The organism is Yokenella regensburgei (assembly GCF_003634235.1).
Classification (GTDB): Bacteria; Pseudomonadota; Gammaproteobacteria; order Enterobacterales; family Enterobacteriaceae; genus Yokenella; species Yokenella regensburgei.
On sequence record NZ_RBIZ01000005.1, the window covers coordinates 351,124 to 367,856 of the forward strand.

Here is a 16,733-nt window from a genome sequence, read left to right on the forward strand (position 1 = left end):
ATATTTATTGATTATCAATGTGTTAATGGTTTGATGTTAACTCTGTTAGAATTTATGCCGCAGAAACCGGTTGCTGAATAATTCATCAATGTTAAATTATTCACTTATTAATGATTGGCAGGATGTACGGGAAGGGCAGCAATGCATGATTCGTTAACCATCGCGCTGTTACAGGCGCGGGAAGCGGCGATGGGCTATTTTCGGCCGATCGTGAAACGACACAACCTGACGGAGCAGCAGTGGCGAATAGTCCGAGTGCTGGCAGATAACCCGTCGATGGATTTTCATGACCTGGCGTTTCGTACCTGCATTTTGCGCCCAAGCCTGACCGGGATCCTGACCCGCATGGAGCGCGACGGCCTGGTGCTGCGGCTAAAGCCGATTAGCGACCAGCGTAAACTCTATGTCTCGCTAACGCCCGCCGGTGTCGCGCTCTACGAGCACGCACAGGCGCAGGTGGAAGAGGCATACCGGCAGATTGAGGTTGAGTTTACGCCTGAGAAAATGCAGCAGCTGACAGCGCTGCTGGAAGAGTTTATTGTGCTGGGCAATCGCCATATCGCCAGCCGTGGCGATGCGGATACCGACTAGCCCGCCGGGTAGCGGGCGACCGGCTGATAGCCATCGACATCAACGCGGTAAATACTTTCCGTCAGCCCCGGCAGCACCCAGCGTTCCGGGCGCTCGCACTCCAGATGAATACACAACCCACAGCCGCCGCGCAGCGCGCGTGGGATATCGGCAACCGTGAACGGTTCGCCCGCCGCCTGCAGCGTCCGGCGGGTTTGTACCACGCCAAGCGTCGAGTGAAACAGCAAGATGTAGTGCGCCACTATCGCCTCCGTTGCCGCTGGCCGATGAGCGCCGCGCCGATGGCCCCGGCAAACTGGGCATCGGGATGCGTCAGCACCGGTGCGCCGAGATGACTGGAAAGCATCTGCGAGAAGGTCTGGCAGTGGCTGACGCCGCCGGTAAACAGCACCGGGCCTTCGGTGGTCAGGCGTGAGATGAAATGCGCGCTGCGCCGGGCCATGGCGTTAATCACCCCGGCGAGGATCGCCTCCGGCGCGACGCCCGCCGAGCGCAGGCTGATGACCTCTGATTCGGCAAACACCGTGCACATGCTGGTGATCGCGTGCGGCTCCACGCCCGCGACGATGCTATCTAACTGCTCCACGCTGGCTCCCAGGGTGCGGGAGATGACGTCAAGAAAACGCCCGGTGCCCGCTGCGCACTTGTCGTTCATCAGAAAATCGTTCAGGTTTCCCTCTTCATCGAGCTTAATCACTTTGCTGTCCTGGCCGCCGATATCGATGATGGTGCGGGTGTGTGCCATCAGCAGCCTTGCGCCAAGACCATGGCAGGAGATCTCGGTCACCTGCTTGTCGGCAAAATCCACCAGCTGGCGACCGTAGCCGGTGAGGGTGAGGAAGGGGACCTCCGTCAGTCCGTCGCGTAGCTCATGCCATGCCTGCTCGATGGCCTCGGCCGGGCGAAACGGCGTGGGGCAGAGGAAACGGCGCAGCAGGGTGCTGCCATCAAGCAGCACGCCCTTCGTCGCCGTGGAGCCGGAATCAATCCCTATGGTTAGCGCCATCCTTACTCCTGGAACATTTCGATAAACGCCGCCACGCGGGTGCTGAGCTGGCCGATGTCGGAAGTTGAGTAGTCGGTTTCGATAGCCATATACGGAATGTCGTGCTGCTGTCGGACGTGGCGTTTGATGGCCAGCGACTCGACGGCGTAGGTGTGGCAGGCCTGCAGGATCACATCAATCACCCCGTCGGCCTGGTACTCCTCGACCATCTCGCTGAGCAGCTTCAGCCGCTGGGTGTTGGGCGAGACGCAGGAACAACCGATGGCGAGGTATTTATCCGCCAGCGCCTCCCATACGTCGCCGGTTTCCGCGACGTTGTGCTCGGTGGCCTTCGCCCCGGTGCAGTTTTCATAGCCAACCACCCAGCCGCCGTTTTCTTCAATCGCCCGTACCACTTTTTCAGCGGCGCCGCCGATAGGACAGCCGGTTATCAGGATGCGCGGGCGCGGGTCGAGGCGTTGACCGGTGAGCCAGCCCGCTTTGACCGTGGCGGTCATCGCCTCCAGTTCGGCGATAAGCGCTTCTTTATCAAAGCGGAACGTCGCACCGTACACCACTTTCAGTAGGTTGGTTCCGCTCAGCGCCGGTGGGTTGAGCTGGCCAAGATGGTAGAAATCCGCCAGCGCCTTACGTTCGCGGTTTCTCAAGGCAATCGCCTCGCGCAGCGCGGTTTCATCAATGGTGGCACCAAAGCGCGCTTCAACCGCCTCTTTCAGACGCTGCATTTCCGCTTTCCACAGCGCACGGGAGGCATCGTCGGTGGTGCTGTTGGGCAACTGCATGACGTGAACCGGTTTGAACTCCGCCATGTACTCGTACATTTTTTTCTTACCGTCGCAGGTGGTTTCGCCCACCACCAGATCGGAAAAGTAAAAGTAGGGGCATTTATCGGTTTTGCCGAAGCCGTAGCTGCTTTTAATCAGCGGACAAAGGTTGCGGGGCAGGTCTTTTTCCGCCTCTTCGATGGTTTCATCAGAGGTGGAACAGAGCGATACCACCACGGCACCGGCGGCCATTGGGATCTCCTGCGGCATAAACGTGCAGTAGGTACCGACCAACGGCACACCGCGCTCTTTGAGTTCCATGACGGTGAGAAAACCTTTCTGACGCGCTTCGGAGAATTGACTGAACAGGCTGGGTAATTCGGTGATGAGGGACATGCGTTTTCCTTCCCCGTAACACGGGAGACAATGAACGATGTCGGCATTATAGCCACTATAAATATGTGGTTATGTTGATCTGGGCCGTAAAATGACGCAGGGGTAGAAAACAAAAAAGCCGCTGATTTCAGCGACTTTTTGCGTATGTCAGCCGGGATACTTAGTAAATCTTCTTCACGTCCATCTCTTCCTGAATGCGGTCGCTCCATGCCATGTGGGTACGAATGGCTTCGTCGATTCCAGCGTTGTAGAAGGTGGGGCCTATCTGTTCGGCAATAAAATCGACGAAGAACTCGGCATCGAACTGCTCCAGTTCCAGCTCAAAATGCTCTTCACAGTACTTCTCAAGCTTACGACGCAGCAGCTCTCGCTGTTCGTGGCTTAGGGTTATCTCAGACATTCTCTTACTCCACCAGGTTCTTCGCCCAGTCCCGGAACAACTTTACTTTCATGGAGTTCATCGACTCCTGCTTCCACGTCATTATATATTTATTCCCGGTAAAAAAGGGTGCTTCGCAAGGGATAATGAGGTTGCCCTGTAATAGATCTTCTTTGATGGCAAATTTGGGTAATAAAGCAACACCTAAATTGGAACGTACGGCGGTAATTAGCATTGATAATAAATCGAAACTTGGACCTTTGTTCACATCTGGATTGGTGATATTAAATTGTCCAAACCACTCCTGCCAACCTTCAGGACGAGAGTTCTGGTGCAATAATGTGAATTCCGAAAGTAATTGATAGACGCTTATTTTTTTACTGTTGTCTTTTAAAAAGGTATTGCTGCAAACCGGAAGTAGCTCTTCCTCAAAAAGAGGCTCAACAAAAGCCCACGGAGTGCAAAAGTTTTCGCGCATGATCGCAATATCACTTTTACAATGCAGAAAATCATTGACGCAGGAAAGCGCGGTGATATTCACCACAATGTTATCGTTCAGTGCGGAAAACGCCTGCAGGTTGGGAATTAACCATTCTGTGCTCAGTGTGGGAGTTGTCGCAATTTCCAGCGATTGCTTCTTTTGATGGAAGCGGCGAATGTGATGAGTGTCATTTTCCAGTTTGACCAGCACGTCACGTACCAGTGGTAAGTAATGGCGCCCGGCGTCGCTCAAAAACAGCTTCTTCTTGCAGCGTGAAAATAGCGGTACCTGGAGGAACTCCTCAAGCGTTGCTATTTGTCGGAAAAGCGCACCTTGTGTTAATGACAACTCTTCTGCCGCCCGGGCAAAACTTTGATGCCTGGCAACAACTTCGAATGTCACTAATAACTCTGATTTCGGGATCTTCTTTTTCATAAAATTCCTACAATCGCGCATTTATTACAACAAAATCACCATGTTATCCGCTTTATTTAAGTTAATTAATTGCTAATGCTAGCAATAAAACTTAAATGTACAGTTAATAAAATGAGTTCCGGCGCGAATTTCAAGTTGTCTTCATTTTTTTTCAATTGCCTTATCATGTTGCTCAACATATATATATTCTGCGCTTGTAAGATTAATTCACAATTAAAAAAATAAGAGATGAGATATATGTCACAGATTCAAGCTGAAGGCGGAAAATATGCATCTTTTATTCAGCTTAATACTAATGAAAAAGCGATAGATAATTTTAAGTTAATTATAATGGCTATTTTTTTAGCATTAATGTTAATTTTTAGTTTATGTGCTGGTGATATTTGGTTAACGCCCGCGCAATGGTTTAGCCCTGAGGCTGAGCTTTTTGTCTGGAATCTACGGTTTCCCCGCGTGTTGAGCGTTATCGGTGTTGGCGCGGCACTGGCGCTGAGTGGGGCGGTGATGCAGGCATTATTTAACAATTCGCTCGCAGACCCGGGGCTGCTTGGCGTCTCTAACGGCGCAGGCGTCGCGGTGGTGATGGCGCTATTTTTGGCTGGCAACGGCCTGCATTTGGGCCTGCTCAGCGGATTCGCCATTTGCGGTGCTATGGCAATTACCCTGCTGCTGATTCTGTTTTCGATGAAGCAGGGGGTCAATAACACCCGGCTGCTGCTCTTTGGGATGGCGATGGGGATTGGCTGTAGCGCCTTTATGACCTGGGCCTTTTACTTCAGCAACAATATGGATATGCGCAAAATCATCGCCTGGACGCTGGGGGGATTTGGCGGCATCGACTGGAGTGAAGCCTGGCTGACGCTGGCGCTGATCCCGGCCATTGGCTGGCTCTCCTGTCAGGGGCAGACCATCAACATTATTGCGCTGAACGAGCTAACTGCGAAGCAGCTAGGGGTAAACGTTAAATACTGGCGCATTCTGCTGGTGATATTTATTGGCTGGCTGGTGGGAGTCAGCGTGGCGCTGGCTGGTATGATCGGGTTTATCGGCTTCGTGGTACCGCATTTGCTGCGGCTGTGGGGGATAACAAACCATCAGCGTTTGCTGCCCGGCTGCGTGCTGGCGGGCGCGTCGGTGCTGCTGGCCTCCGACACCTTTGCCAGGCTAGCGCTCACTTCGGCCGAAATCCCAACCGGCGTAGTCACTGCCACCCTCGGCGCTCCCGTCTTTATCTGGATGCTGCTTCGCACACCTGGTGGAGTGGTGAAATGACGAACCTCAATATCCGCCAGCTTTCAGTGAAGGGCCGGCTCGCCCCCTTCGATGCCTGCGTAAACCCTGGGCAGCTGGTACACCTTATCGGTCCTAACGGTGCGGGGAAAAGCTCACTCCTGTTGCGCCTTGCCGGGCTTATCAACGGCGGCGGATCGATAAGTTTAGGCACGACCCCTTTCTCGGCGATGACCGCTCACGAACTCTCGATGTACCGCGCCTGTTTGATCCAGCAGGATCTCCCGGATTTGCTGATACCTGTTTTTTCTTATCTGGGCTTTTTTATTCCTAAAGGCGCATTGCCAGACGCTGTTGATGCCGCCATCCACACGTTGAGTGAAAGACTGTTTCTGAGCGACAAACTCACGCGTCCCATTAATCAACTTTCTGGCGGAGAGTGGCAGCGGGTAAGGCTGGCATCGGTATTTTTACAGCTATGGCCAACGCTTAATCCTGCCGGAAAATTACTTATTCTCGACGAACCTGCCACCAGCCTGGACATCGTGCAGCAAATTGCGCTCGACAGGCTTATCGAAGAGATGTGCGCTCACGGAATATTAGTGATTTCCAGTTCCCATGAATTAAATCACACCCTGCATCATGCCAATGAGGTCTGGATGATTAAAAAAGGCCAGATGGTCATGCGTGGCCAGTGTAAAGAGATCATGCAGATCCATCAGCTAAATCATTTGTTTGACGCCAGATTTCATTGGGGAAAAAACGATACCGACAATTTACGGTATTCATTAACTTAGGAGTATTTTTTCAATGCCTACCGCGGGAATAGATCAACTTCACCGATTCTGCTGGGGAGTGCCGCTGTTATTTGCATTCCCCGTCATGGCAGAACAAACCATGACCGTCACCGCTAACCGTTTCTTGCAACCCGTCAGTACCGTCCTTGCCCCGATGAACGTTGTCACCAAAGAGGATATGGACAGGTGGCAATCTAAATCAGTCTCCGACGTTATTCGCCATCTACCTGGCGTCGACCTGTCGCAAAATGGCGGCATGGGGCAGAACTCAGCGCTCTATATTCGCGGCACCGAAGCCCGGCACGTGCTGGTGCTCATTGATGGGATCCCTGTGCCACGCCCGGGTATTGCTAACAACCCTGATTTTTCTCAGATCCCGGTCGCGATGGTACAGCGCATCGAATATATTCGGGGCCCACGCTCGGCGGTGCACGGCTCCGGCGCAATGGGCGGCGTTATCAATATTATTACTCAGCATGATGACGATAAAACCCAGGTTGATACCGGCATCGGTTCAAATGGCTACCAGCAATACGGCGCCACCATTAATAAAAAAATCGACAAAACGGTGCTGACGCTGGCCGGCAATTATGAGCGTACCAAAGGGTACGAGGTCATGCCGGATTCCACTTATGCGGGCGATCATGAAAACAAAGGCCATCACGACAAATTCCTGTTTGGTAGCGTCTCGACGGAGTTTAACGATAACCTCAACGGCTTCTTCCGCGGCTATGGCCACTCCGGCAACACAGCTTATTCTCAGGGAGATTACGGCTACGACGGCGGTAATAACCACCTGCAAAACTACACCCAGTCCTGGGATGGGGCGCTGCATTACCACTCAGGTATCTACGCTTCACAGTTGACGGCAAGCTACCAGCGAATCAAAGACTACAACTACAACGACACCGCAGGGCCTTATGCTTCTCCCGCCACGCTTGATGATATGGAGCAATATTATCTGCAGTGGGGGCATAACGTCGTGGTGGGCCACGGCATGGTAAGCGCCGGTGTCGACTGGAAGCGGGAAAAGCTGACCACTACCGGCGAAACCTTCGACCTCAACCCGGTATTTTCCAGCCAGAGCTACTCGCGGGACAACACCGGGCTGTACATGGTGGGCGTGCAACAGCTTCAGGACGTGACGCTCGAACTATCCGGACGTGAGGATCACGATGAGCAGTTTGGCTGGCACGGTACCTGGCAAACGGCTGCCGGATGGCAGTTTGCAGAAAACTACCAGACAACGCTCTCTTACGGCACCGCCTTCCTGGCCCCGTCTCTGGGCCAGCAGTATGGCGCCACGCGATTTAATATCGCCTCGAACCCGAATTTGAAGCCAGAAGAATCTCGCCAGTGGGAGATTGGTCTTGAAGGTCTGACCGGCCCGCTCGACTGGAAGGTCTCGGCTTATTACAACCAGATTACCAACCTCATCGACTACCAGATGGGCGGCGGTGATATGGGGATGAGCGGCGTCTACTATAACGTCAACAAAGCCACCATTAAGGGGATTGAGTTAACCGGGCAGTTTGCGACCGGACCAATTGCCCACAACGTCACGCTGCAGTTTATTGATCCGAAGAATGATGAAACTGGGCAACAGCTGCTGCGCCGCGCTAAGCAGCAGGTGAAGTACGAAATAAGCGGTGAAGTGGCGTCAATTGGCTGGAACGTGGTGTACAACTACGTGGGCAAGCGCAAAGACACCAGCAACAAGGATTACACCACCATCGACGTGGGCGGATCGTCGCTCTGGGACGTGGGGTTATCCTGGCCGGTAACGCGCCAGCTAACTCTGCACGGGAACGTGAATAATATCTTCGACAAAACCTGGCAGACGGCCAACGGTTACAACATGCCGGGCCGTGAATACACCCTGAGCGCCAGCTACCAGTTCTGAGTCATCCTGCCTGTCACGCAAGCCGGACTCTGGCTTGCGTGGTTCTCCGAGGAACCCACATGAAACCTTTCCTGTTCGCGCAAGCTCTGCGTTTTTTACCGATCGTTGTTTGCCTGCTGTGTTCACCACACGCCTGGGCATTACGCGTGGTAAGCCTGGCACCACACACCACCGAAATGGCCTGGGCCGCCGGTCTTGGTGATTCTCTCGTTGCCGTCAGCGACTATTCCGATTACCCCGATGCTGCGCAAAAACGGGAGCGCGTGGCCTCCGGTAACAGCATTAAATTCGAACGTATTTTGCTGCTCAAACCTGACCTGGTGGTGGCTTCCCGCGAGACTAACCCGCAGCGTGAGCTTGAGAAACTGCAAAAATATGGGATCCCGGTGGAGTTTGTCGATTCGCACCGGCTGGCGGAGATCCCGCAGGATATTGAGCGCCTGGCGCGTTTTAGCGCTAACCCGGAAGTGGGGGCTCGTAACGCCCGCGATTTTCGCCAGAAACTGGCGGCGCTCAGCAGGCAGTACGCCAGAGAGGATAAGATCCCCGCCGCGCTGCTCTTTGGCGTGAGCCCGTTGATGACGGCGAACGGTGAGTCGATACAAAACGACGTGCTGCGGGTGTGCGGTGTGGAGAACGTTTTTGCCGACAGCCGGGTGGCCTGGCCGGTGGTCAGTCGTGAGCAAATTATCTCCCGCCAGCCACGATTACTGATTACCGGTACCCATCAGGAAGGCGATGAGCAGGAGATGCAATTCTGGCAACAAAAAACGGGTTATCCGGTGATTAATTTAAATCCTGACTGGTTTAACCGTAGCGGCCCTCGAATTTTATTGGCCGCAGAAGACCTGTGCCAGAAAATAAAAAATGGTAGTTTTTAAATTTGGCTGTGATTGGTATCACATAACCCCTACTTAAATAAAATATTGAAAAATTACGTCAAGATCACAAATTTACGATGCCGATATTTATCATAGTGATAAAAAACAGTGCTGGTTGTATTCGTTCATTTTAACTGTATGTTTTAACTGGTTTTTATTATGTGATGTTTATCAGGCAAACAACGTCAAGTTGTCTTCAAATTTTATCAATTGCAGAAATAAAATACGCGAAGCATATTGCCACCATCACAAAGGATTAATAAACGAGTTACCCCCTTCAACATAAAGGATAGTTAAATGAAGAAACCAACATTAGTTATCGGCGTAATTGGGGCAGATTGCCATTCTGTTGGAAATAAAATCATGGAGCGTGTTTTCACTGAATTTGGATTCCACGTCACAAATTTGGGCGTGATGGTGAGTCAGGACGAATATATTGACGCCGCGATTGAAACGGGTGCTGACGCCATTATTGTTTCCTCTATTTACGGTCACGGCGATACCGACTGCCTGGGCATGCGTGACCGCTGCATCGAGCGCGGCGTTGGCGATATTTTGCTGTACGTCGGTGGCAACCTGGTGGTGGGCAAATACGACTTTAACGAAGTTGAGCCTAAGTTCAAGGCGATGGGCTTTGACTTCGTAATGCCGCCGCATCAGGAACTGGAGCCCCTGTGCGACCAGATCGTCCAGGACGTTAAAACTCACAACGAGAAATTAGCCCTCGAGGTTTGCTGATGCGAACGTTATCAATTGATATTGGCTCAACGTGGACCAAAGCGGCGCTGTTTGCCGTTGAAGGTCACGAGCTGACGTTAATTAATAAAGGTCTGGTGCCCACGACCACAGAAAACTTAGCCGAAGGCTTTTTCCACTGTGTGGAGAATATCGTACAGGAAGATGTGCGCGGCTTACTGAGCCGGGGCGAGCTGTCAGTCAATTACTCTTCGTCGGCGAAAGGCGGGCTCGCGGTGGCGGCCCTGGGTCTGGTGCCGTGCATTACGCTTGAGTCTGCCAAGGTCACCGCGCATTCAGCGGGTGCCAAGATTGTTCACTATTACTCCTACAAGCTGACTCGTCACGATATTAAAGAGCTGGAAAGCTCACCGCCCGACATTCTGCTGTTTACCGGTGGAACCGACGGCGGCGAAGAGAAATATGGTCTGGTCAATGCCCGAATGCTGGGCGAATCGAGTCTCGACTGCGCGATTATCTTTGCCGGTAACCGCGACATTCAGGATGACGTGCGCCAGTTGCTGCGCGACAAAGATCTCACCATTGTCGATAACGTGCTGCCTGACCTTGATACCCCAAATCCTGGCCCTGCGCGCAAAGCGATTTGTGACGTCTTTTTAAAGCGCATTGTGAAGGGCAAAGGGCTGGACAAGATTGTTGATGTGATTGGCAAAGAGCCGCTACCGACGCCGTACACCGTGTATGAGCTGGTGAATCATATCAGTCAGTCTTCTGAAGCCTGGCGCGAGTTTATGCTGTTCGACATGGGCGGTGCCACGACCGACGTGTACACCACCTGCGACAACATCCTGACTCCGGATACCTTCAAGCATGGTCTTGATGAGCCGTTCTTAAAACGCACGGTAGAAGGCGATCTCGGCATGCGTGTTTCTTCCGTCACGGCGGGCGACAGCGCGCGGGCGTTGGTGGAATCGGTATTCGCGAATAAGCCGGTCGAGAAAGCGGCGTTTTATGACTATCTGCGCCGGGTCAACGCCCAGCCGGAACATACTCCTGTCAACGCCACAGAGGCGCATTTCGACACCGTGCTTGCCGGGTTGAACGTGGGGTATGCCAGCGAACGCCACGCGGGGACGAAACGGACGGTGGCAACCGTGGCGGGTAACCGCGAACTGCAAATTGGCCGAGATTTAACGCCTGTCCGCAAAATTATCGGCACCGGTGGGTGGCTATCGCGCGCGCAAGCCTTCGATATTCACCAATGGATCAAATACCGCGACATTGATGAGCAAGGTAAAAAGATCCTCTTACCCACTGAATTTGAATATTACCGGGATAGCCAGGGGTTAATTCCTTTACTGGCGAACGTTGCCCGTGAGTTTCCACAGCATGCCGCAATTACCAGTATTAAAAATTTAACTGACAACCGAGGCCGTAAATATGGAAATTAATAATAAAAAAATAAATATCGATGCTTTTATGAAAGAACGTGAAACCGTGTTGACCACCTGGGAAACCGGTAAAGACGTTCAGAACATTGAAGACGGCATGGCGTATCAGAAATCCATTCCTGATTCCAAAAACTTTGCGTTAACGCTGCTCAAAGCCGATCAGGCCGGTATCACCTTAAGCCAGCCACGTGCCGGTGTTGCACTGATGGATGAGCATATTGCCCTGCTGAAAAAACTGGAGCCAGACTGCGACTTACTGCCGTCCACCATTGATGCCTATACCCGCCACAACCGCTATGAAGAAGCGGCAATCGGTATCAAACACTCCATCGAAGCGGGCACCTCAAAATTAAACGGTCTGCCGGTGGTTAACCACGGCGTGGCCGAGTGCCGCCGTTTAACCGAAGCGCTGGTGAAACCGGTGCAGGTTCGTCACGGTACGCCGGATGCGCGTCTGCTGATGGAAATCAGTATGGCCTCAGGTTTTACCTCCTTTGAAGGCGGCGGTATCTCCTACAACGTGCCGTACACCAAGCGTGTGACCATCGAGAAATCTCTGCGCGACTGGCAGTACGTCGACCGCCTGTGCGGCATCTACCAGGAAAATGGTATCACCATCAACCGCGAACCGTTTGGCCCGCTGACCGGCACGCTGGTCCCACCGTTCATGTCTCACGCCGTTGCGCTGATTGAAGGTCTGCTGGCGCTGGAGCAGGGCGTGAAATCCGTCACCCTCGGCTACGGCCAGGTGGGTAACGTGGTGCAGGACGTGGCGGCAGTTCAGTCTCTGCGCGAACTGGGCCATGAGTACTTTACCGAGTATGGCTACTCCGATTACGAACTCTCCACCGTGTTCCACCAGTGGATGGGCGGTTTCCCGGAGCAGGAGCCAAACGCGTTTGGCCTGATCTCCTTCGGTGCGCTGGTTGCTGGTCTTGCTGGTGCAACCAAAGTGATCACCAAGTCACCGCACGAAGCCTTTGGGATCCCGACCGCGGCCGCCAACATTCAGGGTCTGCAGGCTTCCCGCCAGATGCTGAATCTGGTGCGCGATCAGAGCTTCCCGCAGTGCGCCGACGTGCAGCGTGAAGTGGACCTCATTAAAGCGGAAGTTCGCGCCGTCATGAATAAAGTCTTCGCGCTGGGCGAAGGAGATCTGGCTCGCGGTACCGTGCTGGCCTTCGAAGCCGGGGTGCTGGATGTCCCGTTTGCCCCATCAATGTACAACCAGGGCAAGATCCTGCCGGTCCGTGATAACAAAGGCGCTATCCGCCTGTTTGAACACGGCAATATCCCGCTGCCAGACGACATTCTGACGCTGCACCGCGACTTCATCGCCGAGCGCGCCACCGCTGAAAAACGTAAACCCTGCTTCCAGATGATCGTTGACGACATCATGGCAGTTTCCGATTCCCAGTTAATAGGACGTCCGCAATGAAAATTAAAAATGTGATTTTTACCCCGGGTTATTCGTCTTTTTATTTTGACGATCAGCAAGCGATTAAAAACGGCGCGGAACACGATGGCTTTACCTATACCGGAAAGCCTGTCACGGAAGGTTTTAATGCGATTCGCCAGGCGGGTGAGTGCGTGTGCATTCAGCTGATTCTGGAAAATGGCGCGGTAGCCGTGGGCGATTGCGCCGCGGTGCAATACTCTGGCGCCGGCGGCCGCGATCCGCTGTTCATCGCGAAAAACTTTATTCCACAGCTGGTGAACGACATTAAACCACTGCTGGTGGGTCTCGACGTGAGCGAGTTCCGCAAGAACGCTCAGTATTTCGATAAGCTCAAAATCGACGGCAAGCCGCTGCACACCGCGATCCGCTATGGCCTTTCTCAGGCGCTGCTTGATGCCACCGCGCTGGCTAACAACTGCCTGAAAGCGGAAGTGGTCTGCAAAGAGTGGGATCTGCCGGTGATCGCCGATGCTGTTCCGCTGTTTGCCCAGTCTGGCGACGATCGCTACCACGCGGTCGACAAAATGGTACTCAAAAGCGTGGATGTTCTGCCTCACGCGCTTATCAACCACGTTGACAGCAAGCTCGGTCGTGAAGGTGAGAAGCTGCGTGAATATGTGCGCTGGCTGTCTGACCGCATCATGACCCTGCGGACCTCCGAAGATTACAAACCGACGCTGCACATCGACGTGTACGGCACCATCGGCCTTATTTTCAACAACGATCCGATCAAATGTGCGGCGTACATTGCAAGCCTGGAGCCGGAAGCGCAGGGCCTGCCGCTGTATATCGAAGGCCCGGTTGATGCGGGTAACAAACCGGATCAGATCCGTCTGCTGACCGAGATAACCCAGGAGCTGGCGCGCCTGAAATCTGGCGTGAAGATCGTCGCCGATGAATGGTGTAACACCTTCGAAGACATCGTTGATTTCACCAAAGCGAAATCCTGCCATATGGTGCAGATCAAAACCCCGGATCTCGGCAGCATCCACAACGTGGTCGACGCCGTGCTGTATTGCAACGATCACGATATGGAAGCCTACCAGGGTGGCACCTGCAACGAAACCATCAACAGCGCCCGCACCTGCGTGCACGTCGCCATGGCGGCACGTCCGATCCGTATGCTGGTCAAGCCGGGCATGGGCTTCGATGAAGGTATGAACATCGTTTACAACGAAATGCATCGCACCATGGCGTTACTGAAGGCGGAAGAGACTTATGCCTAAGACGTTCAAAATTCTGTCGCCGACGGCCATTCTTGGCTACGGCTTCCCGGAAGAAAGCTTTCATCGTGCGATGCTGGAAAAACCCGATCTGATCGCGGTTGACGGCGGATCGTCGGATCCGGGCCCACACTACCTGGGTTCTGGTAAACCGTTCACCGATCGTGAAGGGGTGAAACGCGACCTGCGTTACATGATCCGTGCCGGTGTGACCAACAATATTCCGGTGGTTGTCGGTACCGCAGGCGGTTCCGGCGCTATCTCGCACCTTTCCTGGTGCCGCGATATCGTTCTTGAAATCGCGCAGGAAGAGGGGCTGACCTTTAAGCTCGCGACCATCCCGACCGATATCGATAAGGCCACGGTGCATGAAGCGCTGGACAGCGGCAAGATCCACGCCCTGGACTGTGTACCGGATCTGACCCACGAGGCGATTGACGACACCACCGCCATCGTGGCGCAGATTGGTCTGCAGCCGTTCCAGGCCGCTCTGGCGGCGGGTGCGCAGGTGGTGCTGGCGGGTCGTGCCTACGATCCGGCCTGCTTCGCGGCGCTGCCGGTGATGCTCGGCTTTGATGAAGGCCTGGCGATGCACTGCGGCAAAATTCTGGAGTGCGCGGCCATCGCGGCGACGCCGGGCAGCGGGTCTGACTGCGCCATGGGCATCATCGACGACAAAGGCTTCACCCTGAAGGCGTTCAACCCGCTGCGTAAGTTCACCGCCACCTCGGCGGCAGCACATACGCTGTATGAGAAATCGAACCCGTACATTCTGCCGGGGCCGGGCGGGGTACTGAATCTGGAGCACTGTGAATTCACCAATGTTAACGAAGGTGAAGTGTACGTGACCGGTTCGCGCTTTGAAGCCACGCCGTATCAGCTGAAGCTGGAAGGGGCGCGTCGGGTTGGTTACCGCTGCATCACCATTGCCGGGACGCGCGATCCCATCATGATCGCGGGCATCGACGGCATTCTGGAGAAGGTGAAAACCCAGGCCATCACCAACCTGAAGGTGGCGGAAGACATCATCAAACTCAACTTCCATCTCTACGGTAAAAACGCGGTGATGGGTAAGCAGGAACCAAGCCAGCAGACGCCGCACGAGTTGGGCATTTTGCTCGATATCGTGGCGCCTACGCAGGAGATGGCCAACAGCGTCTGTTCGCTGGTGCGCTCAACGCTCCTGCATTACGGCTACGAAAATCGTATTGCCACTGCGGGCAACCTGGCTTTCCCGTTCTCGCCATCGGATATTCCGACCGGGGAAGTGTTTGAGTTCTCGCTGTATCACCTGATGGATGTCGAAGGTTTAGATTTTGCCTTCAATATGGAAACCGTTTCACCGGAGGGCTGCCAATGACGACGCCGATTACCGATGTGGCGCTGGTGATTCGCTCCAAGAATGCCGGGCCGTACGAGCTGGTCCTCGATATTTTATTTAAAAGTCGGGAAGACTATCTGGCGGTTAAACAGTCCGGACAGTTCACCACTGAGTTAATTGCCGGTCTTTATAAAATGAAGCCGGAAGATGTTCTTAATATTGTTTGGTTTGAACCGGCCAATGCCGTCAAAGTCGTATTACCACGACTCATTGTTTCCGGGGAAGTTGGCGATTCAGATGTATATGGCGCACAGCAGCACGCACCGCTATTAGCCATTAAATTCAATCTGGATTAAATCCAAAAAGCAGGGGGGGTATCCCTCTCCTGCTTTCTCATCAGGATAATTATAATATGTTAAAAAAGCTCAACTTGACGACAATGATCATTATCGCCTTAATACTGGGTAGTATTGTCGGCGTCATGATCAATGAAATGGCTGCGCCGGAGACGGCAAAAGTTTATGCGGATGATATTAACATTCTGACCGCAATTTTCTTACGTTTAATTAAGATGATTATCGCACCGCTGATTATCTCCACGCTGGTCGTTGGGATAGCCAAAATGGGCGATGCGAAAACGCTGGGACGTATTTTCTCCAAAACCCTTACGTTGTTTATTCTGGCCGCGCTGATCTCTATCGCCCTTGGCCTGATTATCGTTAACATCTTCGGGCCGGGTCATGGCATTAACTTTGTGGCGACCGGTACAGAGCAAGTGGTTCAGGCACAGGCCTTTACCTTCAAATCCTTTATTCTTCATGCGTTCCCATCGAGCATCTTTGATGCGATGGCGAAAAACGAAGTGCTGCAGATTGTGGTGTTCTCGATTTTCCTCGGCGTGGCTTTAGCCTCCGTAGGGGAGCCGGCTGCACCTATCGTACGTGGTTTAGACGCGCTGGTTCACGCCATGCTGAAACTGACGGGTTACGTGATGCTGTTTGCTCCGTTAACCGTTTTCGCGGCGATTTCCGGCATGATTGCCGAGCGAGGCCTTGGGATCCTGGTCAGTACCGGGATCTTCATGGGGGAATTCTATTTCACCCTGGGCCTGCTGTGGGTGATCCTCATTGGTCTGTCCTGGATGCTGGTGGGGCCTTGTATCAAACGTCTGGTGCGCGGTATCGGTCAGCCAGCGGTACTGGCATTCACCACCTCGAGTTCTGAAGCGGCTTTCCCCGGCACTCTGAAAGCGCTGGAAAACTTCGGTGTGAGCCCGAAAATCGCCAGCTTCGTGCTGCCCATTGGTTACTCCTTCAACCTGGTCGGCTCGATGGCTTACTGCTCCTTCGCGACCATCTTTATCGCTCAGGCCTGCAATATCCACCTCAATCTGACCGAGCAGATAACCATGCTGCTTATTCTGATGCTGACCTCAAAAGGGATGGCCGGTGTGCCGCGCGCATCGCTGGTGGTTATCGCCGCCACGCTGAACCAGTTCCATATTCCGGAAGCGGGTCTGATCCTGCTGATGGGTGTCGATCCGTTCCTCGACATGGGCCGTTCTGCGACCAACGTGATGAGTAACGCGATGGGTGCTGCGCTGGTTTCCCGCTGGGAAGGTGAACACTTTGGTGAAGGTTGCCGTGGTGAACCGGCGGAGCCAAATGCCATTGTGCTGGAAACCGTGAAACCGGTTGAGCAAAACGCGTAATCCTTTTAT

Annotated in this window: 17 protein-coding genes; 12 read left to right on the plus strand and 5 right to left on the minus strand. The window is 53.5% G+C overall.

What is annotated here, in order from left to right:
* Nucleotides 1-141 precede the first annotated feature (141 nt).
* On the plus strand, nucleotides 142-591 hold the full coding sequence (gene hpaR, locus C7387_RS16730) for a homoprotocatechuate degradation operon regulator HpaR (protein ID WP_006816973.1): 450 nt from the start codon (nucleotides 142-144) through the stop codon (nucleotides 589-591).
* Here the strand turns inward: hpaR and C7387_RS16735 are convergent.
* The 5 genes from C7387_RS16735 to C7387_RS16755 all read right to left on the minus strand — a co-directional run bounded on the left by C7387_RS16735 (nucleotide 588) and on the right by C7387_RS16755 (nucleotide 4,052).
* Nucleotides 588-833: a putative Se/S carrier protein gene (locus C7387_RS16735; protein WP_006816974.1), complete on the minus strand. Its 246-nt coding sequence runs from the start codon at nucleotides 831-833 to the stop codon at nucleotides 588-590. The genes hpaR and C7387_RS16735 overlap by 4 nt on opposite strands.
* A complete protein-coding gene (gene yjiL, locus C7387_RS16740) occupies nucleotides 833-1,597 on the minus strand; it encodes a putative 2-hydroxyacyl-CoA dehydratase activator YjiL (protein WP_120817129.1) in 765 nt (254 codons plus the stop codon). Before yjiL ends, C7387_RS16735 begins: the two co-directional genes overlap by 1 nt.
* A 2-nt stretch (nucleotides 1,598-1,599) precedes the next feature.
* Nucleotides 1,600-2,757, minus strand: coding sequence for a double-cubane-cluster-containing anaerobic reductase (locus C7387_RS16745; protein ID WP_120817130.1), 1,158 nt, complete (start codon nucleotides 2,755-2,757; stop codon nucleotides 1,600-1,602).
* Between the two features lie 160 nt (nucleotides 2,758-2,917).
* Entirely contained in the window at nucleotides 2,918-3,157 is a 240-nt protein-coding gene (locus C7387_RS16750) for a DUF2164 domain-containing protein (RefSeq protein ID WP_038252375.1), read from the minus strand.
* 4 nt (nucleotides 3,158-3,161) lie between these two features.
* A complete protein-coding gene (locus tag C7387_RS16755; RefSeq protein WP_006816979.1) occupies nucleotides 3,162-4,052 on the minus strand; it encodes a LysR substrate-binding domain-containing protein in 891 nt (296 codons plus the stop codon).
* Between the two features lie 228 nt (nucleotides 4,053-4,280).
* Here C7387_RS16755 and btuC point away from each other — a divergent pair, with 228 nt between their 5' ends.
* The 11 genes from btuC (at nucleotide 4,281) to C7387_RS16810 (ending at nucleotide 16,724) form a co-directional block, all read left to right on the plus strand.
* Complete coding sequence (gene btuC, locus C7387_RS16760) at nucleotides 4,281-5,324, plus strand: vitamin B12 ABC transporter permease BtuC (protein ID WP_120817131.1); 1,044 nt, start codon at nucleotides 4,281-4,283, stop codon at nucleotides 5,322-5,324.
* On the plus strand, nucleotides 5,321-6,079 hold the full coding sequence (gene btuD / locus C7387_RS16765; protein ID WP_006816981.1) for a vitamin B12 ABC transporter ATP-binding protein BtuD: 759 nt from the start codon (nucleotides 5,321-5,323) through the stop codon (nucleotides 6,077-6,079). The genes btuC and btuD overlap by 4 nt, the downstream gene beginning before the upstream one ends.
* 85 nt (nucleotides 6,080-6,164) lie before the next feature.
* The gene (gene btuB / locus C7387_RS16770; protein WP_120817132.1) at nucleotides 6,165-7,982 is read left to right on the plus strand and encodes a TonB-dependent vitamin B12 receptor BtuB; all 1,818 of its coding nucleotides are present in this window, start codon (nucleotides 6,165-6,167) and stop codon (nucleotides 7,980-7,982) included.
* 59 nt (nucleotides 7,983-8,041) lie between these two features.
* Nucleotides 8,042-8,863, plus strand: coding sequence for a vitamin B12 ABC transporter substrate-binding protein BtuF (gene btuF, locus C7387_RS16775; RefSeq protein WP_120817133.1), 822 nt, complete (start codon nucleotides 8,042-8,044; stop codon nucleotides 8,861-8,863).
* A 297-nt stretch (nucleotides 8,864-9,160) separates the two neighbouring features.
* Complete coding sequence (glmS, locus tag C7387_RS16780; RefSeq protein WP_006816985.1) at nucleotides 9,161-9,601, plus strand: methylaspartate mutase subunit S; 441 nt, start codon at nucleotides 9,161-9,163, stop codon at nucleotides 9,599-9,601.
* Nucleotides 9,601-11,010 (plus strand): methylaspartate mutase accessory protein GlmL, encoded by a 1,410-nt coding sequence (gene glmL / locus C7387_RS16785; RefSeq protein WP_006816986.1) that lies wholly within the window; start codon nucleotides 9,601-9,603, stop codon nucleotides 11,008-11,010. The genes glmS and glmL overlap by 1 nt, the downstream gene beginning before the upstream one ends.
* A complete protein-coding gene (locus C7387_RS16790) occupies nucleotides 11,000-12,448 on the plus strand; it encodes a methylaspartate mutase subunit E (RefSeq protein WP_006816987.1) in 1,449 nt (482 codons plus the stop codon). The genes glmL and C7387_RS16790 overlap by 11 nt, the downstream gene beginning before the upstream one ends.
* Nucleotides 12,445-13,695: a methylaspartate ammonia-lyase gene (locus C7387_RS16795; protein ID WP_120817134.1), complete on the plus strand. Its 1,251-nt coding sequence runs from the start codon at nucleotides 12,445-12,447 to the stop codon at nucleotides 13,693-13,695. The genes C7387_RS16790 and C7387_RS16795 overlap by 4 nt, the downstream gene beginning before the upstream one ends.
* The gene (locus C7387_RS16800) at nucleotides 13,688-15,052 is read left to right on the plus strand and encodes an acyclic terpene utilization AtuA family protein (RefSeq protein ID WP_120817135.1); all 1,365 of its coding nucleotides are present in this window, start codon (nucleotides 13,688-13,690) and stop codon (nucleotides 15,050-15,052) included. Before C7387_RS16795 ends, C7387_RS16800 begins: the two co-directional genes overlap by 8 nt.
* The gene (locus C7387_RS16805; protein ID WP_006816990.1) at nucleotides 15,049-15,369 is read left to right on the plus strand and encodes a DUF4387 domain-containing protein; all 321 of its coding nucleotides are present in this window, start codon (nucleotides 15,049-15,051) and stop codon (nucleotides 15,367-15,369) included. Before C7387_RS16800 ends, C7387_RS16805 begins: the two co-directional genes overlap by 4 nt.
* Before the next feature lie 56 nt (nucleotides 15,370-15,425).
* Nucleotides 15,426-16,724, plus strand: a complete 1,299-nt coding sequence (locus tag C7387_RS16810; protein ID WP_006816991.1) for a dicarboxylate/amino acid:cation symporter — start codon at nucleotides 15,426-15,428, stop codon at nucleotides 16,722-16,724.
* Nucleotides 16,725-16,733 lie beyond the last annotated feature (9 nt).